Origin of the sequence: Halostella litorea (genome assembly GCF_004785955.1) — an archaeon.
Lineage (GTDB): Archaea > Halobacteriota > Halobacteria > Halobacteriales > Natronoarchaeaceae > Halostella > Halostella litorea.
The window spans coordinates 863238-886738 of sequence record NZ_ML214300.1 but is presented as its reverse complement, the minus strand read 5'-3'; the positions used below and the strand labels follow the sequence as shown (position 1 = coordinate 886738).

At 70.6% G+C, this 23501-nt stretch carries 26 protein-coding genes; 10 read left to right on the top strand and 16 right to left on the bottom strand.

From position 1 onward, the window contains the following. Window positions 1–15: 15 nt before the first annotated feature. The 5 genes from EYW40_RS04585 to gap form a co-directional block, all read right to left on the bottom strand. Window positions 16–969, bottom strand: coding sequence for an aminopeptidase (locus tag EYW40_RS04585; RefSeq protein WP_135820420.1), 954 nt, complete (start codon window positions 967–969; stop codon window positions 16–18). A gap of 83 nt (window positions 970–1052) precedes the next feature. Then, window positions 1053–1547, bottom strand: a complete 495-nt coding sequence (locus EYW40_RS04580; RefSeq protein ID WP_135820419.1) for a metallophosphoesterase — start codon at window positions 1545–1547, stop codon at window positions 1053–1055. 49 nt (window positions 1548–1596) lie between these two features. Next, window positions 1597–2307 (bottom strand): DUF2270 domain-containing protein, encoded by a 711-nt coding sequence (locus EYW40_RS04575; RefSeq protein WP_135820418.1) that lies wholly within the window; start codon window positions 2305–2307, stop codon window positions 1597–1599. Window positions 2308–2391: 84 nt separating this feature from the next. Beyond that, window positions 2392–3603 (bottom strand): phosphoglycerate kinase, encoded by a 1212-nt coding sequence (locus EYW40_RS04570; protein ID WP_135820417.1) that lies wholly within the window; start codon window positions 3601–3603, stop codon window positions 2392–2394. 8 nt (window positions 3604–3611) lie between these two features. After that, window positions 3612–4700, bottom strand: a complete 1089-nt coding sequence (gap, locus tag EYW40_RS04565; RefSeq protein WP_135820416.1) for a type I glyceraldehyde-3-phosphate dehydrogenase — start codon at window positions 4698–4700, stop codon at window positions 3612–3614. A 287-nt stretch (window positions 4701–4987) separates the two neighbouring features. Here gap and EYW40_RS04560 point away from each other — a divergent pair, with 287 nt between their 5' ends. Both EYW40_RS04560 and EYW40_RS04555 read left to right on the top strand, forming a co-directional pair. After that, complete coding sequence (locus EYW40_RS04560; RefSeq protein ID WP_135820415.1) at window positions 4988–6001, top strand: type II glyceraldehyde-3-phosphate dehydrogenase; 1014 nt, start codon at window positions 4988–4990, stop codon at window positions 5999–6001. A 143-nt stretch (window positions 6002–6144) separates the two neighbouring features. Then, a complete protein-coding gene (locus EYW40_RS04555; protein WP_135820414.1) occupies window positions 6145–6537 on the top strand; it encodes an Hsp20/alpha crystallin family protein in 393 nt (130 codons plus the stop codon). Here the strand turns inward: EYW40_RS04555 and EYW40_RS04550 are convergent. The 4 genes from EYW40_RS04550 to EYW40_RS04530 all read right to left on the bottom strand — a co-directional run bounded on the left by EYW40_RS04550 (window position 6530) and on the right by EYW40_RS04530 (window position 9043). Beyond that, window positions 6530–7387, bottom strand: coding sequence for an ATP-grasp domain-containing protein (locus tag EYW40_RS04550; RefSeq protein ID WP_135820413.1), 858 nt, complete (start codon window positions 7385–7387; stop codon window positions 6530–6532). The genes EYW40_RS04555 and EYW40_RS04550 overlap by 8 nt on opposite strands. Window positions 7388–7479: 92 nt before the next feature. Further along, window positions 7480–8013 (bottom strand): hypothetical protein, encoded by a 534-nt coding sequence (locus tag EYW40_RS19520; protein ID WP_161973161.1) that lies wholly within the window; start codon window positions 8011–8013, stop codon window positions 7480–7482. Between the two features lie 97 nt (window positions 8014–8110). After that, complete coding sequence (locus EYW40_RS04535) at window positions 8111–8641, bottom strand: 50S ribosomal protein L16 (RefSeq protein WP_135820410.1); 531 nt, start codon at window positions 8639–8641, stop codon at window positions 8111–8113. A 171-nt stretch (window positions 8642–8812) separates the two neighbouring features. Next, window positions 8813–9043 carry a helix-turn-helix domain-containing protein gene (locus EYW40_RS04530; protein WP_135820409.1) on the bottom strand — a complete coding sequence of 77 codons (231 nt, stop codon included), beginning with the start codon at window positions 9041–9043 and terminating at the stop codon, window positions 8813–8815. Window positions 9044–9257: 214 nt separating this feature from the next. Between EYW40_RS04530 and EYW40_RS04525 the strand changes: the two genes are divergently transcribed. Together EYW40_RS04525 and EYW40_RS04520 are read left to right on the top strand one after the other, a co-directional pair. Continuing rightward, the gene (locus EYW40_RS04525; protein ID WP_135820408.1) at window positions 9258–9848 is read left to right on the top strand and encodes a DUF6663 family protein; all 591 of its coding nucleotides are present in this window, start codon (window positions 9258–9260) and stop codon (window positions 9846–9848) included. Further along, the gene (locus tag EYW40_RS04520; RefSeq protein ID WP_135820407.1) at window positions 9845–10240 is read left to right on the top strand and encodes a CHY zinc finger protein; all 396 of its coding nucleotides are present in this window, start codon (window positions 9845–9847) and stop codon (window positions 10238–10240) included. The genes EYW40_RS04525 and EYW40_RS04520 overlap by 4 nt, the downstream gene beginning before the upstream one ends. Here EYW40_RS04520 and EYW40_RS04515 read toward each other — a convergent pair. Both EYW40_RS04515 and msrB read right to left on the bottom strand, forming a co-directional pair. After that, complete coding sequence (locus tag EYW40_RS04515) at window positions 10188–10448, bottom strand: hypothetical protein (RefSeq protein WP_135820406.1); 261 nt, start codon at window positions 10446–10448, stop codon at window positions 10188–10190. The genes EYW40_RS04520 and EYW40_RS04515 overlap by 53 nt on opposite strands. Window positions 10449–10547: 99 nt before the next feature. Continuing rightward, window positions 10548–10958: a peptide-methionine (R)-S-oxide reductase MsrB gene (msrB, locus tag EYW40_RS04510; protein WP_135820405.1), complete on the bottom strand. Its 411-nt coding sequence runs from the start codon at window positions 10956–10958 to the stop codon at window positions 10548–10550. A gap of 134 nt (window positions 10959–11092) precedes the next feature. Here msrB and EYW40_RS04505 point away from each other — a divergent pair, with 134 nt between their 5' ends. The 3 genes from EYW40_RS04505 (at window position 11093) to EYW40_RS04495 (ending at window position 14556) form a co-directional block, all read left to right on the top strand. Beyond that, window positions 11093–11692 (top strand): NUDIX hydrolase N-terminal domain-containing protein, encoded by a 600-nt coding sequence (locus tag EYW40_RS04505; protein WP_135820404.1) that lies wholly within the window; start codon window positions 11093–11095, stop codon window positions 11690–11692. 90 nt (window positions 11693–11782) lie between these two features. Beyond that, on the top strand, window positions 11783–12838 hold the full coding sequence (locus tag EYW40_RS04500; protein WP_161973160.1) for an ATP-binding protein: 1056 nt from the start codon (window positions 11783–11785) through the stop codon (window positions 12836–12838). Window positions 12839–13011: 173 nt separating this feature from the next. Beyond that, a complete protein-coding gene (locus EYW40_RS04495; protein WP_135820402.1) occupies window positions 13012–14556 on the top strand; it encodes a hypothetical protein in 1545 nt (514 codons plus the stop codon). Window positions 14557–14571: 15 nt separating this feature from the next. On the opposite strand, the gene EYW40_RS04490 is transcribed toward EYW40_RS04495, so the two are convergent. Both EYW40_RS04490 and EYW40_RS04485 read right to left on the bottom strand, forming a co-directional pair. Further along, complete coding sequence (locus EYW40_RS04490; protein ID WP_202614428.1) at window positions 14572–14805, bottom strand: DUF8119 family protein; 234 nt, start codon at window positions 14803–14805, stop codon at window positions 14572–14574. A gap of 39 nt (window positions 14806–14844) precedes the next feature. Next, window positions 14845–16014, bottom strand: coding sequence for a hypothetical protein (locus EYW40_RS04485; RefSeq protein WP_135820401.1), 1170 nt, complete (start codon window positions 16012–16014; stop codon window positions 14845–14847). A 296-nt stretch (window positions 16015–16310) separates the two neighbouring features. Between EYW40_RS04485 and EYW40_RS04480 the strand changes: the two genes are divergently transcribed. The 3 genes from EYW40_RS04480 (at window position 16311) to EYW40_RS04470 (ending at window position 19834) form a co-directional block, all read left to right on the top strand. Continuing rightward, entirely contained in the window at window positions 16311–16886 is a 576-nt protein-coding gene (locus tag EYW40_RS04480; RefSeq protein WP_135820400.1) for a heme NO-binding domain-containing protein, read from the top strand. A gap of 1 nt (window position 16887) precedes the next feature. Then, the gene (locus tag EYW40_RS04475; protein ID WP_135820399.1) at window positions 16888–18438 is read left to right on the top strand and encodes a methyl-accepting chemotaxis protein; all 1551 of its coding nucleotides are present in this window, start codon (window positions 16888–16890) and stop codon (window positions 18436–18438) included. Window positions 18439–18649: 211 nt separating this feature from the next. Further along, complete coding sequence (locus tag EYW40_RS04470) at window positions 18650–19834, top strand: outer membrane protein assembly factor BamB family protein (protein ID WP_135820398.1); 1185 nt, start codon at window positions 18650–18652, stop codon at window positions 19832–19834. 106 nt (window positions 19835–19940) lie between these two features. On the opposite strand, the gene EYW40_RS04465 is transcribed toward EYW40_RS04470, so the two are convergent. The 3 genes from EYW40_RS04465 to EYW40_RS04455 form a co-directional block, all read right to left on the bottom strand. After that, on the bottom strand, window positions 19941–20204 hold the full coding sequence (locus tag EYW40_RS04465) for a hypothetical protein (RefSeq protein WP_135820397.1): 264 nt from the start codon (window positions 20202–20204) through the stop codon (window positions 19941–19943). Continuing rightward, window positions 20201–20998, bottom strand: a complete 798-nt coding sequence (locus tag EYW40_RS04460) for a hypothetical protein (protein ID WP_135820396.1) — start codon at window positions 20996–20998, stop codon at window positions 20201–20203. The genes EYW40_RS04465 and EYW40_RS04460 overlap by 4 nt, the downstream gene beginning before the upstream one ends. A 131-nt stretch (window positions 20999–21129) precedes the next feature. Continuing rightward, complete coding sequence (locus EYW40_RS04455; protein WP_135820395.1) at window positions 21130–23409, bottom strand: bacterio-opsin activator domain-containing protein; 2280 nt, start codon at window positions 23407–23409, stop codon at window positions 21130–21132. Window positions 23410–23501 lie beyond the last annotated feature (92 nt).

Genomic DNA, 23501 nt, shown 5'->3' with positions numbered 1-23501 from the left:
AGGAAAAGGCCGCGGTCAGACGCCGTCGGGGAGTTCGATCCGCTCGCCGTCGACGTACACCGTCGGGTCGCGGATGATCCCGTCCAGGTGGATCGGCGCGTCCGTGTCGCCGCCGATGCCGGCGTCGTCGCCGAGCGCGACGTGGACGGTGCCGGCCGCCTTCTCGTCCAGCAGGACGGAGCCGACGAGTTCGGTGACGGCGACGTTCGTCCCGATGCCCAGTTCCGCGAGGTTGTACGCCGCGTCGCCGACTTCCCCGGCGGCCGTCTCGACCTGCTCGCGGATCTCGTCGTCGCTGATCGACGTGACCTGCCCGTCCTCGACGTCGAACGTCAGCGTCTCGCCGTCGTCGAGCAGGCCGTGGGGCATCATCGTCCCGTCGACGACGTACCTCCCCTCGGCCGTCTCGGGGCTGACGAACACCTCGCCGGCGGGCAGGTTCGAGAACGACCCCGGCTCCCGGATCAGTCCGTGGTCGTCGCGCCACTCGCGCTCGCCCGGGTAGACCGTGAAGTCGGTGCCCAGTTCCGTGGTGACCCGCACCTCGTCGGCGTCGGCGACCTTCCCCAGCATCGCCTCGCACTCGGCGCGGATCCGCTCGTAGTCCGCGTCGAGGCCGGTCAGGAACACCTCCTCGGTGATCCCCGGCAGGGTCGCGCCGCGCGCGCCGGCCTCGCAGGCGTCGCCGCGGGCGCGGGTGTGGCTGATGCTCTTGGTCGTCGGCGCGAGGAACGCGTCGGCGTCGCGCATCGCCGCGGCGACCGGCGCGGGCGGCTCCTCGCCGTGCTGGTCGCCCGGCGGGTACCGGAGCAACACGGCGTCGTCGGTGACCTCGCTCGCGACCTCGTACAGCGACTCGCCGATCGGCAGGCGCTTGTCGTCGGTGACGACGGCGACCGACTCGTCCGGTCCGAGGTCGAGACACTGGTCGACGGCGGTCTCGGCCGGTCCGCGGAACTCCTCGTTCATGGGGGCATCTGGGTCGGGGGAGGGAATGATACTGACGGTCCCGCGCCGCGATCCGAGGTGGCTGTGCGCGCCGCGCCCGCTACTTACGCGTCCCCGATCCGCTCGAACGCCACCTCGCCGGTCCCCGTGTCGAGCACCGCGACGTGGAGCGATTCCGGCGCGGGCGGGATGGCGATCCCGCCGGGGTTGATCCGGACGGTCCCGCCCGCGTCGTGGCGGCGCTGGTGGGTGTGGCCGTGGCAGACGTAGTCGTATTCCCCGCAGTCGACGAGCGCCTCGACGATAGGGATGCTCGTGCCGTGGTACACCGCGACGTCGGCGCCGTCGAGCGTTAGCTCCGCGAGTTCCCCGTGGTACGTGCCGAACTCCTCCACCGTCGACTGGAGGTTCCACTCGCCGTCGTTGTTGCCCCGGACGGCGTGAAACTCCCAGTCCGCGTCGAACGGCGTCGCGGAGAACGGCGCGACGAAGTCGCCGCAGTGGACGACGGCGTCGACGCCCTCGCCCTCGAAGTGTTCGACCGCCCGCTCGACGACGTCCACGTTGTCGTGGGTGTCCGAGACGATGCCGACTCGCATGGCCGGCGCTACGGCGACGGCCGGGATAAGCGTGGGCGGTCGCCGCGGGCTACCTCCCCTTCCACTTCCCGGGCTCCTCGTCGTGGATCTCGCCTTTCGCCTCGCGGTCGCCGGGCCACTTCGCGACGGCGACGACCGCGAGGTAGAACACCCCGAGGGCGGTGGCGACGGCGACTCCGGGAACGCCCGGGAGCGCGGCCGCCTCCGCCCACTGTGACTCCGGTGTGAACAGCGTGACCTTCGCCGCCCACGCGACGCCGAGCATCGTGAACAGCAGCCCGTAGACGCGGCGGACGCGCCGGGAGAGCGCCTCCCGCGTCGTCACCTTGAACGTGGGGTTGCGGAGGTCGTCGCTCAGCTCCGCGCGCCAGTCGGCGTGCTCCGGGCCGACCGGGTCCAGCGCGTTCGCGAACACGTTCTCCTCGATGAACCGGACCCGCGACCGGTACAGGTCGTAGAAGCGGTAGCGCCGGACCTCGAAGGAGAGGAACGCCGCGAGGATGACGATACCCACCAGCAGGAGGTACGCGGGCATCTCCGGCCTGGAGAACACGACCGACAGCAGCGCCGCGAGCACCGTGATCGCCCAGTTCGTCGTCCCGTCGATCCGGGTCTGACTGCTGTTGGCCTGGCTCACGCCGGTCCGGTAGTAGTTCGACAGCAGTTCGAGCAGGGGGTCCGTCTCGTCGGCTATCTCGGCGGCGACCTCCTGGTCCTCCGCATCAAGGCGGTCGCCCGACCGGTCGCGGTCGTCGGACATGCACGACGTTCCCCGGCCACGGACAAAGGCGTACGCGCCGTAGCGGGCGAAGGAGAACCGTGCTGGGCCTGGATACGGCCGTTGTCAGTCCTGCCGTAGCGCCTCGACGGCGGCCAGCGGCTCGCCGGTGAGCGCGCGCAGGTACGCGCCGCCGGCGATGGAGAGGTGGTCGAAGTTCCCGCGGCCCAGGTCGTACATCTCGACGGTGCGGGAGGTGTCGCCGCCGCCGACCACCGAGAAGCAGTCGGACTCGGCGACCGCGCGGAGCACCTCGACGGTGCCGTAGCTGAAGCGCTCGTCCTCGAAGACGCCGAGCGCGCCCTTCACGAGGACGGCCTCGCTCTCCTCGACGTGCGGGACGTACTTCTCGACGGTGTCGTGGCCGACGTCCATGTACGACACCGACTTCTCGTCGATGGCGTCGACGTCGTGTTCGGCGCGCTCGCCGTCGTCGGCCTCGTAGGCCATGTCCTCGGCCAGCGCGATGCGGTCGCCGTACTCCTCCAGGACGCGCTCGATGGTCTCGGCGTTTTTCTCGTAGTTCTCGTCGTAGAGGTCGGGTCCCTCGGGCAGGTCGTGGCCGACGGGGTAGCCCGCCGCGCGGAGGAACAGTTCGCCCACGACGCCGCCGAGCAGGAACTGGTCGACCTTCTCGTCTAAGTGCTCCATCGCGGCGATCACGTCCTCGGCCTTCGTGCCGCCGAGCGCCATCGTCACCTTGCCGTCGAACTCGCGGCGCTCGACGCTGGTGTTGTACTCGTACTCGTCGACCATCACGCGCCCGGCGTAGGCGTCCATGACCTCGGGGAAGCCGACGATGGAGGCGTGGGCGCGGTGGGCCGCGGAGTAGGCGTCGTTGACGTAGGCATCGAACGCCGGCGCGAGCGTCCGTACGAAGTCGCTCTCGGCGTGCTCGGCGGGCGAACGGTCGCCCAGTTCCTCGTCCTCCAGGAAGCGGACGTTCTCCAGCAGGAGTGCCTCGCCGCCCGCGGTGTCCTCGATGGCGGCCAGCGCGTCGTCGCCGTACACGTCGTCGACGAACGCGACGTCGCGGTCGAGGTGGGAGGCGAGCACCTCGGCGTGGCTCGAAAGCGAGACGAACGAGTCGCGGCCGGGCCGGCCCTGGTGGGCCATCATGACGACGGCGTGGCCCGCGTCGAGCAGTTCCTGGACGGTCTCGGCGTGGCGCTCGAACCGGCGGTTGTCCTGTGCGCGGCCGTCCTCGACCGGCGCGTTCAGGTCGAGGCGGACCAGCAGTCGCTGCTCGGGGGCGAGGTCGTCGAGGGTCTGAAACATGGGCTGGTTCAGGCCGAGGGTTCGACCTCGGTGGACTCCTCGGTTTCGGTCTCGGCGACGAGGCCGGCGACGTCGAGCATGCGGTTGGCGAAGCCGTACTCGTTGTCGTACCACGCGAGCACCTTGATCAGGCCGCCCTCACGTTCGACCTCCATCGTGGACTCCAGGTCCACCATCGAGGAGAAGGGGACGCCGACGATGTCCCGGGAGACGACCTCGTCCTCGGTGTAGCCGAGCACGCCCTCCAGTTCGCCGTCGGCGGCGGCCTTGAACGCCTCGTTGACCTCCTCGGCGGAGACGTCCTCCTCCAGGTCGACCGTGAGGTCGGTGATCGAGCCGTCGGGGACGGGGACGCGCATCGCCATGCCGTCCAACTTGCCCTCCAGTTCCGGCAGGACCTCGGTCGTCGCCTGCGCCGCGCCGGTCGAGGTCGGCACGATGTTCTCGGCGGCCGCGCGGCCGCGGCGGGTCTTGGCCTTCGGGCCGTCGATGAGGTTCTGGGAGCCGGTGTAGGCGTGGACGGTCGTCAGCATGCCCGACTCGATGCCGAACTCCTCGTCTAACACCTTCGCGACCGGCGAGACGGAGTTCGTCGTACAGGAGGCGTTCGAGACGACGTCCTCGCCGTCGTACTCGTCGTGGTTGACGCCGTAGACGATCGTCTTGACCTCCTTCTCGCCTTTCGGCGGCGCGGAGATGACCGCCTTGTCCGCGCCGGCCTCGACGTGCTTGTGGGCGTCGTCGTAGTTGCGGAACAGGCCGGTACACTCGAAGGCGACGTCGACGTCGTACTCGCCCCACGGGAGCTTCGCCGGGTCCTTCTCCGAGAAGATCGGGAACGTGCGCTCGCCGACGACGAGGTCGCCGTCGTCGTCGAGCGAGACGCCGTCGACGCTGCCGTGGACGCTGTCGTACTCGAACAGGTACGCCATGTCCTCGGCGTCCATCACGTCGTTGATCCCGACGACCTCGACGCCGGCCGTGTCCAGCGTGGCGCGAAGGACGTTCCGCCCGATGCGACCGAAGCCGTTCAGCCCGACCCGGATCGGGTCGGACCCGTCCGCGACGCCGCTCGCCGCACCTGAATCTTTACTCATGTATGAATGATCCCGCCCCGCGGATAAAGTATTTATCCAACGCGTCGCTCATGTTGAGAACTATTTAATTTGTCGAAAGATGATGCCCTTCGTTCGACGTTCGTCAGCCAGCCGGGACGCACGTTATCCCGGCACACGTATAAGAAATCAGTCATGGTGTTCACCCACAGTTCCTATCAAATATCGCCGCTACGTCCGTCGGTATGGGTTCGGACTACTCGATTATGAGTTAAAATCTATCAGCTAAACGCGAAAAGGTTATCCCGTTCAACGTGGGAGGGGGAGATATGCTCCACGTGGGCATCAACGGCTACGGCACTATCGGCAAACGCGTCGCGGACGCGGTCCGCGAGCAGCCCGACATGACGGTCCACGGCGTCGCCAAGACGTCGCCGGACCACGTCGCCGAGAGTGCCGTCGCCGCCGGCTACCCGCTGTACGTCGCCGGCGGCAACGGGGTGGGGGAGTTCGAGGCCGCGGGGGTCGCGGTCGACGGAACCGTCGACGACATGGTCGCCGAAAGCGACGTCGTCGTCGACGCGACGCCCGGCGGCGTGGGGGAACGGAACCGCCCGCTGTACGAGGACCACGACACGCCGGCGCTGTTTCAGGGGGCCGAGGACGCCGGCGTCGCCGAGACCAGTTTCAACGCGCGGGCCAACTACGCCGAGGCGCTCGGCGAGGACTACGTCCGCGTGGTCTCGTGCAACACGACCGGGCTCTCGCGCCTGCTCGCGCCGCTGTACGAGGCCTACGGCGTCGAGAGCGCACACGCCACGCTGGTCCGCCGCGGCGGCGACCCCGACCAGTCCTGCCGCGGCCCGATAAACGACATCCTGCCCGACCCGGTGTCGCTGCCCTCGCACCACGGCCCCGACGTACGGACCGTCTTCCCCGACCTGTCGATCCACACGGCCGGCCTGAAGGTGCCGGCGACGCTGATGCACGTCCACAGCCTGACCATCTCCCTGGAGGCCGACCCGACCGTTGATGAGGTGCGGGACCTGTTCGCCGACGAGGACCGCATCTTCCTCGTCCCGCCGGGGCTGGACCTCGACGGCCCGGGGGCGCTGAAGGAGTTCGCCCGGGACGCCGGCCGCCCGCGGGGGGACCTCTGGGAGAACTGCGTCTGGGAGGAGTCGCTCCACGTCGAGGACGGCGAACTGTCGCTGTTCCAGGCGATCCACCAGGAGAGCGACGTCGTCCCCGAGAACGTCGACGCGCTCCGCGCGGTCGCGGAACTGGCCGACGCCGAGGAGAGCATGGCGAGGACGAACGAGACGCTCGGCGTCGGGATCTGAGACCCCCGCACGACCCTTCCTACGGGGCGCCGCCGCCCGTGGCGACGGTCGTACAGCCGCCAGATCGACGTCCGCCGGGACCGACCGCCGTCCGGCGTGCCGCCGACAGAAGGTTTTTGCCCGCGCTGACCCTACCTGAGTGCATGCGACGCGACGACCGCGACGAACCCTTCGACGACATATTCCGGGAGATAGAGCGGATGATGAACGAGATGATGGGCGCGGACGGGACGGACATGCGCTTCGAGGGCTCGGCCGGGTTCGGGGCCGACACCCACGTCGACATCCACGAGACCGACGAGGAGGTCCGCGTCGTCGCGGACCTGCCGGGCGTCGAGAAGGCCGACATCGAACTCCAGTGCGACGGGCAGGTGCTCACGGTCAGCGCCGCAAGCGACCGCCGCGAGTACGACGAGCGCGTCTCGCTGCCCGTCCGCGTCGACGAGCACTCCGCGTCGGCCACCTACAACAACGGCGTCCTCGAAGTGATCTTCGAGCGCGCGGACGGCGGGTCCGCCGACATCGACGTCAGCTGAGCTCCGTTATCGCGGCCGCCAGCCGGTCGTAGAAGCCGGGGCGGTACTTCGTCGCGGCGTCTATCGTCGGCCGCGCGTTCGTCTCGTTGACGACCGTCCGCTCGTCCGAGACAAGCAGGTCGACCCCGAGTAACGTGATCCCGAGCGTCTCCGCGGTCTCCTCCGCCAGTTCCCGGAGCTCCGGCGGCAGTTCGACGCCCTCCGCGACCGCGCCGCGGTGCACGTTGTGTTTCCAGCCGCCGGCTGCCAGTTTCTCCTCGGGAAGCCGGCGCTCGACCGCGCCGACGTACTCGCCGTCGACGACCATCGCCCGGTAGTCCGTCGCGCCGGGGAGGTACTCCTGGACGAGGAAGGATTTGTCGCCGGTCGCCCGGTAGTCGTGGACCAGGTCGAGGTAGTCGACGACGCCGAGGAAGGAGTCCAGGTCGCTCACCTTCGCGACGCCGACGCCCCGGGTCGCCGAGTTGGGTTTCACGACGACCGGCGGGTCGAACCGCTCGAACGCGTCGACCAGTTCGGCCTCGTCGCAGGGGTTCGACACCATCACGGTGTCGGGCACCGGCAGCCCCGCCCGGTCGAGCGCCGCGGTCACGCCGCCCTTGTTCCGCGAGGTCAGGACCGCGTCGCGGCCGTTGAGCCACGGCACGCCGAGCAGGGCGTCGACCGCCGCGCCCTCCATCTCCCGGCCGGGGAACACGAAGCCGGCGTCGACCGCCGGCAGGTCGTCGTCGGTCAGGTCGATCGTCCGCTCGCGGGCGGGGACGTGGACGGCCTCGATCCCCCGCTCCGCGAGCGGGTCGGCCATCCGCTCGAACGTCTCCTCGCGGTTGGCCACCGCCAGTCTGAGCATACCGCTACCAGCGACCGCCGGCGCAAAAAACCGCCGGCTACGGCGAGGGCGTGCTCGTCCCTGGACCCCCAACACGGATCGTCGACGAAGCGTCAGCAGACCGCATAGATAACCCGGACCTCGCCGCTCTCCCGGACGGTGATTTCGGCGTCGGCGTAGCACTCGCTCGTCGCTATGGTCACGCAGTCGGACCCGGAGTCGCCGGACCCGCCGACGAGCGACCCGCAGACCTCGAACCGCTCGACGCCGTCGGGGTCGGCCCGCTTCAGGTTGTACACCGACCTCGTGGCCCCGGCGGCGACGTCGACGGTCCGCTCGAAGACGGTCCCGCCGGTCGCCTCGCGGACGACCGTGACGCGAACCGAGCGCTCCCGGGACTGCTCGTTCCGGACCGATATCTCGTGGTCGGGGTCGGGCGTCTCCCCGGCGTGTCTGGTCGAGTCGAACGTCGATGTCGGGGGTTCGGCCGTCGTGGTGTCGGTGGCCGGGGACCCGGCGTCGGTGGCGGTCGAGGGCGTGGTCGTCGCGTCGGTCGCCGAGCCGAACCCCGGACCGGTCGTACAGCCGGCGGTCAGGACGCCGGCAGCGAGGGAGAGGACCCGGCGGCGGGACGAGGCGGGGGACATACTCCCACCGAGAGGCGGGACGGAGATAAGTCTTGTAGCGGGTGATCCGTCGGCTTCGCTCCGGGGGGAGCGAAGCGGAGAAGCGTCGGCGGTCGGCTTACGAGACGAGCAGTTCCTCGCCGCGCTCGACGACGACGCGACACGGCGGCGAGATCTTGTTGTAGGCGCGGCGGAACGCCTCCTTGGCCTCGTCGGCGTCCTCGACGGAACACCAGACGGTGAACAGGCGCTCGTTGGCCTGGATGCGGGCGGCCGTGCCGACGACCTTGCCGAACGCCTGGCGCATCCCGTCGGAGACGCGGTCCGCACCCGCGCCGGTCGCCTGCTTGTTCTCCCGGATGACGTGGTGGGGGAACTTGCGCAGGATCATCTTGTAGTTCTCCTGGCCGACCTCCTTGAGCATGTGGCGGTTGGCCGACAGCCGGGAGGCCTCCAGCGCGCCGTGGCGGAGCTGGCACTCCTCCTCGAGTTCGAGGCTGATCTGGATGGGGTAGTCGTCGGGGTCGGTGTCGACGTTGCCCATCTTGTGCTGTGCGATCTTCGAGCCGGGAATGCCGGTGATGTACTCGCGTCGCGTGTACGGCGGCTTGCTGATCTCCCGGTACATCGAGGCGGGCTTGTCTGACATGGTTATTACAGGGGACTGAGGCCGAGCGCGCGAATAAACCCTTCGAAGCCCGGACGCCACGTCACCCATTCGCGCTGGCGACGCTCGCGGCTGGGGGCTCGAAAACAATCGAAAAAGCGGCGGGGCGTCGGCAGCAACAGGTCGTCGTCTCCGAACCGGCGCTCGTCGCGTTCAGGCCGCGGCGACGGTGTCGCCGCGACGCTCGACGTAGCCCTGCGTCGACAGGGTGTCGAGGACGCCGAACAGCGTCATCTTCCGGAGGCCCAGCGACGACTGGACGTCGTCGACGGTGGTCTCCCCGGCGTCCGAGAGGTAGAGGTAGACGAGCTTCGCGCGCGGCGATTCGAGTTCGGTCGGGAGGGCGGCGTCGGTCGACTGCTGGATGGCCTGTTGCGTGCTCATGTTGACTCAACTACGGATTCGACGTTCTCGTATAAGAAGCTATGCTGCATAGAAATAATACACCCAAGATTGACCCAATGTCATTATATGTCCTGAATGTGGCCCCCACACACGCCTACTCACCAAGGGAATACCATAAATATGATACGAGTTTCCGGGCGTTTCCGCGGCGCGACGCGACGCCCCTTTAGGCGGCGGGGGAGAACGACGGGGCATGCAACCGACGACGAGCGGGACGTTCCGCGTCCTAGCGGGGACCCGCGACGCCGAGGAGTGGCTGTTCCTCGACGTGGAGACGGCGGACCCCACGTACGTCCCGAGGGACGCTGTCGATGCCGGGGACGACGACCTGCGCCCGGGGTACCGCGTCGACGCCACGGTGGCGTGGGACGGCGGCGACCCGCGCGTGACCGACGTCGAGGTCCGGGACCGGACGCTGTTCGAGTTCGTCGACGGCGCGGACACCGTCTTCGAGGCCGCCGAGGAGACGTGGCGGGACGCGCGGGCGGACGGCGCGGGGATGAACGCCGACGTGACGTACGGGACGGACGGCGAGGCCAACGGCGTCGTCTACACGTTCGCCGAGCAGGCGGGCGAGCGCGACCTGTTCGCGGAGTTCCGCGACGGCGTCAGGCCGCTGGAGCCGCTGCTCGGCCGCCTCGCGGAGGGCGAGGACCCGCCGTTCGAGGCGTTCGTCATCCGGCCGGTCGCCGAGCCGTTCGTGATCGTCTACCTCGTCGTCGAGAAGGGCGGCCTGCTGGCCGACACCGTCCGCGACACGTACGACTGCCCGCGGGAGTCATGACGGACGACGGGGACGACGGGGACGACGGCGACGCCGCTGACCCCGCTGGCGTCACGGTCGACGTGGCCGGCCGCGCGGTCCGGGGCGTCGGCGTCGGGTCGGAGACCCGCTGTGCCCACTACGGCGGCCCGCGGGACGTGGTGGCGATCCGCTTTGCCTGCTGCGACGCCTACTACCCCTGTTTCCGCTGCCACGCCGCCGTCGCCGACCACGACGCCGAGCGGGTGCCCCGGGCGGCGTTCGACGCCGCCGGGGTCCTCTGTGGCGTCTGCGGCGCGACGCTCTCGGTCCGGGCGTTCGTCGAGGGCGACCACGCCTGCCCGGACTGCGGCGCGGCGTTCAACCCCGGCTGTGCGGACCACTACGACCGGTACTTCGAGATGGGCGGGTGAGGCCGCCGGGGGCCGCGAGGACGGGCGTCGATGCCCCGAGCGTTGACGCTGCCGCGTCGGTTCCTGGTTCGGGGAACCAGGTCGGCGGCGGGACCAGCCCCGCGACGACGCCGGCGGCGTACAGCACGAGGACGGCGAGCACCAGCAGGAGGAACGCCATCAGGTAGCGGAACACGCCCCCGGAGGTGGTCGGGTTCGGGAGGTCCATGTCGGATCCTCCCCGACGCGATTCCTTAGGCGTTCGCACCCCTCGATCGCCGGACGTGTCGGGGGTGCGGCCGGTCACGGGGGAGCGCCGTCGGGGTGGTCACTCCTCGGGTTCGAACTCCAGCGACGCGGAGTTGACGCAGTAGCGCTTGCCGGTCGGCTCCGGGCCGTCGTCGAACACGTGGCCGAGGTGGCCGCCGCAGCGGGCACACAGTATCTCCGTGCGCGTCATCCCGAGGCTCGTGTCCCGCCGGGTCTCGATCCGGTCGTCGTCGACGGCGTCCCAGAAACTGGGCCAGCCGGACCCCGACTCGTACTTCGTCTCGGAGTCGAACAGCGCGGCCCCGCAGCCGGCGCAGGCGTACGTGCCGTCGTCCTTCCGGTTCAGGTACTCGCCGCTCCCGCGGGGCTCCGTGTCGCCCTCGCGGAGCATCCGGTACTCCCGCTCGCTCAGCCGCTCGCGCCACTCGGCCTCGGTCTCGGGCAGGTCGTCGGCGGTGTCCTGTGACATGGCGGTGCGTACGGGCGCGAGGGGGATGGGCGTTCCGCCCCTCGCGGCGGGGCCGACGAACGCCACGGTTCTGGGGACGCGAGCCGTTGGTCGGCCGCGAAACCCTTTTGCCGCGGTCGGGTGGATCCGACGGTATGCCCCCGTCCGACGACGCCGTCGACCTCCTCGCCCTCCTCGACGAACTCCGCGTCATCGCCGGGAACGGGCTGGAGTACGCCGACGACCCGTACGACCGGGAGCGCTACGAGCGTCTCGACGAACTCGTCGACGAGTACTACGGCCGGACGCTCGACCTGCCCGCCCCGGAGGTCCGGGAGCGCCTGGCCGGCGAACTGGGCCACGTCACGCCGAAGCTCGGGGCGACGGGCGCGGTGATCGACGATGAGGGGCGACTGCTCACGATGCAACGCCCCGTCGGCGAGTGGTGCCTGCCGGGCGGGCACGCCGACCCGGGCGAGGCTCCGGAGGAGACGGTCGTCCGGGAGGTCCGGGAGGAGACCGGACTCGACGTCCGCCCGGTCGAACTCGTCGACGCCTACGAACTGCCGCCCGGGTCCGGCTACGACCCCCACGGCGCGGTGACGCTCCTCTACCGCTGCGAGCGGGTCGGCGGCGACCTCGAACTGTCACACGAGGGGCTGGACCTGCGATGGCAGGAGGTCGACGCGGTCGACGACTGGTACACCGACCACGAGCGGTACGCCCGGGACGCGCTGGCGGCGGCGGACGGGTGAGGCCGTCCTGGCCGGGGAACGGTCCCAACCTCCGTCGAGTTAGCGGATTTCTCCCAGAACGCCTATTACGGTGTCGCCGACATGCAGGATATGAACAGCGATGCGGCCGCGGCGTACGCATCGTGGCTGTTGTCCGCGGTCGGTGCGGTTCTGTTTTCGGCCGCCGTCGTCCAGCACCTCCTTTTGGAGCCGGTCGCGATCGGGTCGCTCCGCGGCCCGCTGCTCGCGCTCGCGCTCGACGGCACGCCCGCGCTCGTCCTCGTGTACGGCGGGCGACGTCTCGCCCGGACGGACCTCTCGCCCGAGCGACGGCTGACCGTCGTCGTGTGGTGCGTCGTCGGCGCGGCCGCGGCGCTGTCGGTGATGGGCGTGAGCGTCCTCATCCGCGAGTTCGAGGGGCGGGCCGTCGCCGAGCCGGCCTTCACCCTCCTGCTGGCCGCCGACACCGGCGCGATCGGCGGGGCCGTCGCGGGCTACTACAGCGCCAGCGCCCGCGAGGACGCCGAGCGGGCGAACCGCGCGACCGCCACGCTGTCGTTCGTCAACGAGCTGCTCCGCCACGACGTTCGCAACGGGCTGGCGGTCGTCGACGGGCTCGCCCTGGAACTCGAAAACGAGACGGACGGGGACGGCATGGCGACGGCGATCCGGGACCAGGCCGAGGAGACGCGGGCGGTGATCGAGAACGTCGGCGCTATCGCCGAGGCGCTCGGCGACGACCCCGACTTCGAGGCGGTCGACCTGGTGCCCATCGCCGCGGAGACGTCCGACCGGGTCGGCGACGCCTTCCGGGTCGGCGTCGAGACGGACCTCCCGGAGCGCGCCCCCGTCGTCGGCAACGCGGCGCTGCGCTCCGTCGTGCGGAACCTCGTCGAGAACGCCGCCGAGCACAACGACACCGACGACCTGCGGATCCGCGTCGCCGTCGAGAACGGGGACGACGCCGTGACGCTCCGGGTTGCGGACGACGGCTCGGGCATCCCGGACGACGAGAAGCGATCGGTGTTCGAGCCGAGCGCCGGCAGCGAACACGGCGGCGGCCTCCACATGGTCGACACGCTCGTCGACCGTTACGGCGGCCGCCTGTGGGTCGAGGACAACGAGCCCTCCGGGACCGTGTTCGTCGCGGAACTGCCCGCGGCCTGACCGCGGACCCACGCGGGGTGTGACGGCCCGCGCGCCGGGGTCGGCGGCAGCGCCGCCCGGCGTTCGCCGGGCCGCACCAGCCTGGGGAGGTCCGCCGCACCGCCGGCCGTAACCGGTGGCTAGCGACCGTTCGGAACGGCATTACAATGCGGATACGGGCGCGACCGCCCCTCATGTCGAACTCGGAGTCGACGCTCGACAGGCGCACACTGCTTCGGTCGGTCGGCGGCGCGGCCGCGCTGACGGCGGTCCCGTCGGCCGCGACCGGCGCGACCCGGGCCGAGGCGACGCACGCGGTCGCGCAGGGCGGGACCTGTACGCCCGTCGTTCCCCTGTCGGGCGACCGGCCGGTCGAACGGCTGTACGACCTCCGCATCCCGGACCGCTTCGGCGGGGAAAACGGGGCGACCGACCCCGGATCGGGCCCGTACTACGGCTCGGTCGGGACCCGGGACCTCCAGCGGTCGAACACGTCCGTCAGCTTCCTCTACGACGGGCCGAACGGGCTGAGCCTCGTCGTCGTCCACGGGGCGTTCGACGGCGGCGGGGCGGCCTCGTGGCGGGTCGAGGGCGTCCCGCAGGGGGCGTCGTGGGCCGTGAAGGACGACCTGTACCTCGACCCCGACACCGGGGAGCCGGCGGAGAGGAACTACGACCGCTGGGCCGTCGACGGGACCACCCACCGGATCGACTGGACGTGGGGCGACAGCGGGACCGACGGCGGCGCGCTCCGCGGCCTCGGCGACGAGTTCGCGCTCGCGGTCGACCCGGCGTTCAACGGGGCGGCCGCGCTCGCCGACGGGCCGTACGACGGCGAGGTCACCGACTGGCAGTTCCTCTCGTTCCCGGACGGCCGGGCGTCGCCCGAACGGGTCCCGCTCGCGCTGGACCGCGAACTGGTCGTTCGCGCGGGCGGTTGCGGCGGCGGTGGCGACCCCGGCGGGGGGGACGAGGGCGGCGACAAGGCCCCCGACGAAGTGGAAGTCGACGTCGACGTGAAGCCCGGCAGCGGCGACGCCGCAACGGTCAACCCCCGGAGCCGAGGCGTGATCCCGGTCGCGGTCCGGAGCGACGCGGTCGACCCCGCGGCGGTCGACGCCGGGACGGTGCGGTTCGGCCCGCCGGCCGTCGTCGACGACGGCGGCGGGGCCGGCCCCGTTCACGGCGGCCACCCGGCCGACGGGGCGCTCGTCCTCCACTTCCGGGCGGCCGAGGCGGGGTTCTCCGCGGGCGACGACGCCGCGAAACTCGTCGGGAAGGCGGACGGGGTTTCGGTCGTCGGGACCGCGGACGTGCGGATCGTCGGCAGCGAGGGGGACGACTCCGGCGACGCCGGACGCCGCGACGGCGGTGCCGACGACCGGAACCGCGGGGCGGACGGCGACGACCGGGGCGGCGACTCCGGGGACGATGGGCCGGGCGACGCTCCGGGCGGCGACGGTGACGCTTCGAGCGGAGGCGAGGACGACGGCGATTCGCCGCCGGAAGGGCGCGGCGACGAGGGCGGTGGCAACCCCGGGCGCGGTAACGGCCGTGGCCGCGGACGCGGCAACGACCGAAACGGATCCGACGGCGGCGGGGACGGCGGACGCGGTGGTGGTGGACGCGGTAGCGGCGGGAACGGGCGTGGTGGCGACGGGAACGGGCGTGGTGATGAGCGCGGCCGGGGCCGCGGGAACGGCGGGTCGAACGGGCGTGGGAACGGCCGCCGGGGCTGACCGCCCCGCGCCCCGTCAGCCGCGCAGTCGGCTCGCCAGCGCCCGTCCCCGGAGCGAGTAGCCCAGCACGCCGCCGAACACGACCGCGTAGTAGGCCAGGAGCGGCCACCCGGCCACCCGGAACGCGACCGACACGACCACGACCCAGGCGACGACGAGGACGAGGTCGACCAGGAGCGAGCGCCACGGGAGCACGCCGAGCGCCCCGCTGACCGGGGCCGGGAGCCGAGAGGGGTCCGTCGAGGTCACGGCCGCCCTGTCGACGCGGACCGGCGTAAAGGTCGCCCGTCAGAAGTGGAGGCCGTGCTCGTCGAGCAGGTGGTGGGCGGCGGTCCCCCACGAGAAGTCCGCCCCGGGCCACCAGGTGCGGGCGTTGTTGAGGCCGCCGACGAGCACGCCGCCGTCCGGGTTCTCCGGGTCGACGTGGTAGTTCACGGACCCGCTGTCGCCGTCGACGACGTCGCCCTGGCCGCCCCACTTGAGCTGGCCCGTCTTGCAGCTCCGCCCCGTGTAGCAGGTGACGCCGTCGATGCCCTCGATGCTCCCCGTCGTGCGGTCGGAGTACGACCCGACCTTCGTCAGTTTCTCGCCCCGGGCCATCAGGTCGGCCAGCCCCAGCCTCGTGTACTGCCCGACGACCCGCCGCGGCGAGGCCCGCTGGATCGCCGACCGCGGCTCGAACCCGTCGGTCGGCGCGACCCGCACCAGGTCCGCCGTCGGATACCCCCGCGCGACGGTGCCGACGACGTGCGGGTCGCCGTCGACGAGCACCGCGAGCGGCTCGCCACGGTGCTCGGTCGTCATCGTCCCGCCCTCGCCGAACACGTGGTTCGATGTCCCGAAAAAGGGCGACCCGCTCTCGCCGTACAGCGCCGGCGTGAGCGTCCCGTGGCCGGCGTCCGTCTCGCAGACGACGCCGCCGGGGACCCGACCCGACGACAGCGACGGGAGCTGATAGGCGTCCGCCCGGTCGGAGTCCGCGTCCGGCTGGGGCGGGACCCCCTCCAGGAGGTTCACCGACAGGTCCACCCCGTCGGACGGGTCGGCCAGCGCGTCCGAGACGTTCTCCTCCGTCGCGTCGACCGAGAGGCTCGCCGCCGGCCCGTCGTGGCTCCCCGGGACGACGAACGCCCCCACCAGCGACTCCGCGCCCGCCTGTATGAGTCGCTCCTTGGCCTCGAACGCGATCCGGAGGCTCTCGTGCCACGCCGCGGGCACCTCCTTGGTTCGCGGTTCGAGTTCCGGCGACCCCGGGTCGGGCCGCACCATCGCGTAGGTGATCGTGTCGAGGTCCCGCGACGAGACGTAGTCCGCCCCGAACCCGGCGACGAGCGCGGCGCTCGCGCCGAGGTTGACGCCCGTCCGAAGCAGCCGGCGGCGTCGCATCGCGGGTCCCGCGTCGTCGGTTCCGGTCGCTTCCGCGTCGGCTTCCCCGTCCCCCCGTGTCACGCCCGCCATACGGTGCGAAGGACTAATTGGTTATCCCCGGTCGGCGCTGTCGCCCGGTACGTGGGGTGGCCACGCGGCGGTTCCGACCGTTCGTGGTGTTTGGAACTTCCTGCCCCCGTTAATAGATGTCAATGCGGTGTTTGGTTTTTCCTAGCATCCCCGTACTGGACAACTGTGGTTTTATATACTTTCCCTTCTTGACCATTATGCAGTATGGTTCTCGAACTGATACTGGCACTGAAAGGGAATGTGCAGCCGTCGTTGGGCCGTAGCGACCGCTCTTCCGGTCGTGGGGATCGTCGCTGATGCACGGGATCATTCTGAAGACGCTGAAGGACTACGTCGTCGAGCAGTACGACGCGGAGACGTGGGAGGACGTACAGGCGCGGGCGGGGCGTGAAGGCGAGATGTACGTCGCGGTCACGACGTACGACGAGGAAGTCACCGTCGACCTGCTGGACGCGGCGCTGGACGTCACCGACACCTCGATGAAGACGTTCATGTACGACTGGGGGAAGTGGATCATCGAGCCCATCATCGAGATCTACGGGAGCGCGTACGTCGAACCCCACTGGGACGGGCTCGACCTGCTGACCCAGATCGAGGCGATCCACACCCAGTTGCGGCAGCGCCGGATGGGCGAGATGACGCCGCCCGTGTTGCGGATCGAGAAGATCGAGGAGGAGACGCTGAAGATCGTCTACGGCTCGCAGCGACAGTGGTGCCAGTGGATCCCCGGCCTCATCGAGGGCGTCGGCGACTACTACGACGAGGAGTTCCGCTACAAGGAACACACGTGCATGCTCGAGGGCGACGACCGCTGCACGTTCAGCGTAAAGCGGGTCTCCCCCACGCCGGCCGCCGGAGGGGCGGGTGACTGAGATGGCGTCCGACGCCACACCCGATGACGCCGCACCTGACGACGCCGCACCCGACGACGGCGGGTCCGGCCTCGGGACGCTCGGCTTCGGGATCGCGACGCTGCTCGCCGGCGGCCTCGTCCTCGGCGGCGCGCTCGTCGGGACGGGCAACACCGACCCCACCGTCGCAGCGGCCGGCGGGGCCGGCGTGCTCGCGAGCGTCGTCGTCGGGACGGCGCTGTCCGCGCGGCGCGCCAGCACCGACTCCGGCGAACGCGAGGCGTTCCGGACGGCGCTCGAAACCCGGGAGTCGGGGGCACGGATCGACGGGGACTGGAGCCGCCCCGTGTTCCAACTCGCGGCGAGCGAACTGAACGACCGCGTCGGCGAGGCGGCGGCGCTGCGGGAGCAGGTCGACGGCCTCGAAGCCGACCTCGCGACGCTGCGCCGTCGCGTCCGGGAGTACGACGCCGTCGCGGCCGACGTCGAGAAGTGCGTCGAGCGCGCGGCGAACGAGGACGACTTCACCGCCCGCGTCGACGAGGAGCGGTCGGACGAGACGGCCCGCACGACGGCCGCGGCGGTGAACGCGCTCCTCGACGAGGTGGCGACCACGCTGGCCGACATCCGCGGGTTCGCCGACGAGGTCGCCGCCTACAGCCACGAGGTGACCCTCTCGACCCAGGAGGTCAGCGAGGGCGCCGACCGCGTCCACGTGATGCTGAACGAGATATCCGAGGAGTCGAACGCCCAGGCCGAGGAGCTCGAACGCGCCACCGAGGAGGTCGGCGACCTCTCGGCGACCGTCAAGGAAATGTCGGTCTCGACGGCCGAGGTCGCCGACATCGCCGAGCGGACCGCCGAGGTCGGCCGCTCCGGCCGTGACGCCGCCAACGACGCGATCGACGGCATGAACGAGATCCAGACCCAGTCCGCCGAGACCGTCGACGCGCTCGAACAGCTCGAAGCCGAGGTCACCCAGATCGACGAACTGGTCGACGCGATCCGGGAGATCGCCGAGGAGACGAACATGCTCGCGCTGAACGCCAACATCGAGGCCTCCCGGACCGGCCAGGAGGAGGGCTTTGCGGTCGTCGCGACCCAGATCAAGGAGCTGGCCGAACACTCCAAGGAGGCGGCCGACGAGGTCGAGGAGCGCCTCGACAACATCCGCGCCCAGACCGAACGGACCGTCGACGAGGCCGAGCAGACGAGCGAGCGGATCGCCCAGCAGACCGCCTCCGTCGAGGACGCGGTCGACTCGCTGGAGAAGGTCGCACAGGCAGCGGCCCAGACCAACGCCGGGGTCCAGGCGATCAACGAGACCACCGAGCAACAGACCGACTCCGTCGGCGAGGTGCTGGACACCGTCGAGGGCGCGACCGAGGTCTCCCTCGAGACGGCCGACGAGGCCGAGCGCGCGGCGACCTCCGCCGAGTCCCAGTCCGCGGCGCTCTCCCGCGTGAACGAGAGCATCGACCGGCTCGCCGACCAGGCCGACGAACTCAGCGAAACGCTGGAGTCCGTGTCCGTCGCCGACGGCGAGGAGGCGGCTCCGTCCGACGCGGCGTGAGGGCAGCGGGGGCCGACTTCGCCCCTCTCGCGGATTTCTTCTAGCCGGAACTCCGACGTACGGCCGCAGTAATCAGCGGTTTTGTCGACGTCCCGTCACGGGGCGCGCTTTCCGTCCACCCGCGACGCTGGCCTCGCGGCAACCACCACCGCGCCGGCGACGCTAATCACGTAGTCTCGCGTTTTAACAGCGGCTTCTTCGAGTTCCCTCCATGCCAAAACCGATGGACCGGCGGCGGGCGCTGCAACTCGTTGCGACGACGGGGGCCGCGGCCCTCGCCGGCTGTTCGGGCGGCGGCGACGCGGCCGATTCGGACGACAGGCCCGACGACAGCACCGACGCAGCGACCGTCGACGGCACCGGGAGTTCGACCGGCGACGGGACGGACGGGAACTCGCCACCGCCGGGGTTCGAGTCGCTCTGGGAGAGGAAGTTGCCCGAGGAGGACGCGAGCGCGGCCCAGTACATCACAGCGACGGGGGACGACTTTCTGGCCGTCGCCGTCGAAAACGTCCTGTACGGGATCGACACGGCCGACGGAACGCTCAACTGGGAGTTCTCCGACGGCGGTGACATCGACGCGCTGGCGGTCAGCGACACCCACGTCTTCCTCCACCACACGGCGCGGCAGGGGCCGGGAACGGTGTACGCCGTCGACCAGGCGAACGGCGAGAAGGCCGGCCAGCGGCAGGGGGCGTCGGACCGGCTCCCGATGCTTGCGCTGACGGAGTACGTCGTCGTGCCCCACGAGTATCAGAACTTCAACGACGGCCTGTACGTCATGACGCCCGACGGGGGGCTCTACGGGAGCCTCACCGAGGTGCCGGGGGTCAAGTGGGTTGACGGGGAGGGCGACCGCGTCGTCGTCGGCCGCTGGGAGGCCAGCGACAACGCCGGGGTGGTCGGCCACGACCTGAGCGTCGACGTCGGCAGCGAACGGCGCTGGACGATCCCCGACCTGGAACTGTTCGACACGACCGTCGTCGACGGGACGCTGGTCGCCCCCAACGGGGACGCCTACACCCTGCTCGACGTCGAGACCGGCGACCGAACCGACGTCCCGGTCGAGACGGAACTGAGTTCCCATGGGATCGTCTCCGCCGGCGGACTGGCGTTTCACATGACCGGCAACGAGGTTATCCACGCTGTCGACCCCGCCGCCGGGGAGGTGGCGTGGACGACCGAGGAGAACCTCGACGGCGTCACCAGCCTGGTGTCGACCGGCGACGCGGTCGTCCTCCGGCACGCGGACCACTTCCGCGGGCTCGCCCCCGACTCGGGCGAGGTGCTCGCACAGGGCGGGACGTCGCAGGCGGAACCGCTGTCCGTCGCGGCCAACGGCCAGGGGGTCTACTCCTGTCACACGACCGTCTTCGCCCACGACGTCGAGTTTTGAGGCGGGCACACCGGCGACACCTGGGGTCGGAGCCGCCCCGACTGCCGGATGGGAGGTACGCATCCCGGCGGACGCGGCGTCCGAGCGGTCCCGCGGCCACCGGACCCTACCTGCTCCCGTCCTGGTGTCCGGATCCGCCGCCGAGCGTCACCGTGAGTTCGTCGCTCCGAACCGCCCCGTAGCAGGACGCACAGCCGACGAACCCGAGGATGCCGCCGACCGCGAGCAGGACGACCCGGCCGACCCCCGCGGCGGTCAGGCCGGCAGCGACGAGCGCCGCGCCGACGAGCAGGAACGGGGTCCCGACGACCAGTTTCAGCACCCTCGCCTTCGTCCCCCGAAGGGTAAACGAGATACCATCGCCCGTCATCGTGGCCGCTCGTGGTCGGTGAGCGTCATCTCGAGGAGCGCCTCGCCGCCCTGTTCGAACAGCAGCGACACCGCGAACGGGTAGCCATCGGCGAGACGGACGGTCTGCACCTGGTCGACCGAGTCGGGGGTCACTGTGAACTCGGTGCACGTGACGCCGCTTACCGTGGTCTCGCCGGCGACGTCGACGGTCGCGGTTTCCCAGTCCTCGTTTTCGCCGGTGCTCCGGACGGTAAACGCGTTCCCGGCGCGCAACTCGCCTTGCTGCCCGTAGACGAGCGCCGACCGGAGCAGCGGGAAGTAACTGACGTCGCGTGCGCGCTCGACTTCGTCGACGATGCCGCTCTGCGTGCCCGAAATCGACTGGGTGTGTGTCTCCCCGTTGGCGACGGTCGTCCGGTCGACCGTGACGTCGTCGCCGGCGACCGAAGCGACGACCCACGTCTCCTCGCTCTCCGCGTCGCCGAAGGTCGTGTCGTACGTGTACGACTCGCCCTCGGAGAACGTGTACGCCGGGAGTCGGACGTCGTCCGGCGTCCCCTCCGAGTTCTCGGCTTCCGTCCCCGTCCGGTCGGGACCCTCCGTTTCCGTCCCCGTCCCCTCCGGCTCCGACGCGGTGGTAGACGCCGCCCCTTCCGTCGCCGTCGAGCCGGTCGTCCCGTCGCCCTCGCTCGCGTCGGTATCCGAATCGGCGTCGCCGCCGTCACCGCCGCCGCTACAGCCGGCGACGCCGAGTGAGACCGCGACCGCTCCCAGTCCCCGGAGGAACCGTCGCCGGCGGGCATGCCGGCTCATGAGTCGCTCCACGTCGCGGCACCCGGCCGTGTTCGAGACGCTCCTGTTCGGGGTGTCCCGGCAATGCTGTGGTAGTCCACACCGACGTGTGGAAACGGTGATACAAAGCTCCGGACACTATCTGTATAGCGTCACTGCTCGATGAGCGTCGAGAGGATGGCTCGCTGGGCCTTCCGCAGGTGGCCGTGGAGCGTCGGCGGGGCGATGTTCAGCGACGCGGCGACCGCCTCGGCCGTGCTCGCACGCGGCCAGTCGAAGTAACCCGCCCGATAGGCCGCCTGCACGGCTTCGCGCTGTCTCTCGGTCAGTTCGTCGAGAACCCCGTCCGGGCGGCCGACCGTCGTCACGTCCCGGTCGTACTCGCGGGTCGAAACGAGGTCGGCCCCGTCGTACTCCGCCCGGACGTGGTCGACGATGTCACGGACGTCGCTGTCGGCGGGGGCCTCGACCGTCAGGCGGACGCCGGTGGCGTCCCCGGACGCATCGCGGACGGTCGCCCCGACGCTGGTGATCGTGTCGAGAAGCGGCGACGTCGACATGACGAGTTCGACCCGGCCGCCCTCCCCGTCCACCGGGACGACCCGAGCGCGTTCGACCCCCGTCTCCCCGTTCAGTTCGTCCACGACGCCGTCGACTTCTGCCCCGTCGACGGAGAGATACAGGACCCACTGGGGCCCGGCCGAGACGTACCCGTCGAGCGCGATCGAACAGTCGAACTCGGTCGCTATCCGGGCCAACATGGAGTCCGCGACGGGGACCCGAAACCCGAGTTCGACCACGGCGTCGGCGAACAGTAACTCGCGGTTGTTCGCGGCGTAGATCACCGACCCGACGGCACGCCCGAGGACGTCGAACCCGGCCCGGGCGCGGTCACCGAACGCCCCCTCGTGCGTGGCGTAGACCACGAGCACTCCGTACACCGCGTCCCCGTCCCGAAGCGGGACCGCGATGGTCGCCTCGAACCCCCGGTCACTCGCCGCCTCGGGCCAGCCCCCGTCGGACCCGTCGGCGGAGGTGGCGACCGCGATCGACCGGCTCCGGAGTGCCCGGTTCTCCGGCCACTGGTCGACCCCGTCGGCGTCGGCTATCGCGTCGAGGTAGCCCCTGTCGTCGCCGGCGCTCGCCCGGGGCACGATGCGGTCGCCGTCGAACTCGCGGTCGCCGATCCAGGCGAATTGATAGAGGTCGGATGCGACGAGCCGTTCACAGACCGCCCGCTCGACGCTGTCCCGGCTGGCGGTTTTGAGCGACTCCCGCGTGGTTTCCAGCAGGAGGTGCGTGATACGGTCCAGCGTTTCGAGTTCGTTGCGCTGCCGTTCGAGCGTTCGCTCGCGTTGGTTGCGCTCCGTGACGTCCCTGATGATCCCCACGCTCCCGGGAAACTCGCCGTCCTCGGGGTCGTGTCGCAACCGGTAGTTCGATTCGAGTTCGACCGTCTCGCCGCTTGCCGTCTCGGTGCGTGCCTCGACGGTCCCCGTCGTCAGGTCCCCCTCGACGACCCGCTCGCGCATGTCCGCGGCCATCGCCATCTGGCTCTCGTCGGCGAACAGCGTCCGCGGGTCGGTCCCGAGTAACTCCGACGCCGGCCGTTCGAAGATGTTCGACATCTCCTCGTTGACGTAGGTGAACTCGAGGTTCTCGTCGAGCGTGTACACGCCGTCGACGACCGTCTCTAAGATCGTCTCGTACCGCTTGATGTCCTCGCTACGGTCGGCGATGTCGTAGCAGACGAGGCAGCGAACGGCCCCGCCGTCCTCCGGGCTGACCGTCGTTTCCCGGACCTCGTGTGCGAGTCGCTTTCCGTCCGCGGTACGCAGGTCGAGTTCGACTCCCCGGCCCTCGGCGTGTAGCCGCCCGAGCCGGGCGTGGTGGTCGCTCGCCACCAGCCGCTCGACAGCCATCCCGTCGAGATCCGCGTGGTCGTAGCCGGTTCGGTCCGGTAGTGCCCCGTTCCATCGGTCCAGTCGCCCCTGCCCGTCGAGCGTGAACGCCACGGCGTGCATCCCGTCGAGGAGTTCCCCGGCGAGGTGGGGGTCCGTCGCGAACCCTGTCTCGGAGGCGGCTCCCCCCGGCGGGTCGTCCTCCGCTTCGGTCGCGCTCCAGACGAGCGTGCCGCCGTCGGTCACCGTCAACGTGAGTTCGAGTCGAGCGCCGCCGCCGGCCCGAACCCGGCCCTCCCACCGTCCCGCCGCGTGGGCCTGTTCGACCGCCGCCGCCAGGCGTTCGCCCCCCTCGTCGTCGAACGCGGCCCGCCACGGCTCCCCGACCAGCGTGTCGGCCTCGCTGCCGAGCAGCGAGGCCAGTTCCGCGGAGACCGAAACGAACCTGCCGTCGGCCTGGATCCCGACGGCTCCCGGGAGCGCGTCGACGACGTCCGCCCACACCTCAGAAATATTATTTTTACTACCCATTACTCGTGATATGTCCGTTGTTTGGCGGAGTGCGTGTTAATCCCCCGGTTGCACGCACCGCCAACGCAACGCTGGCCGGACAGCGATGCACC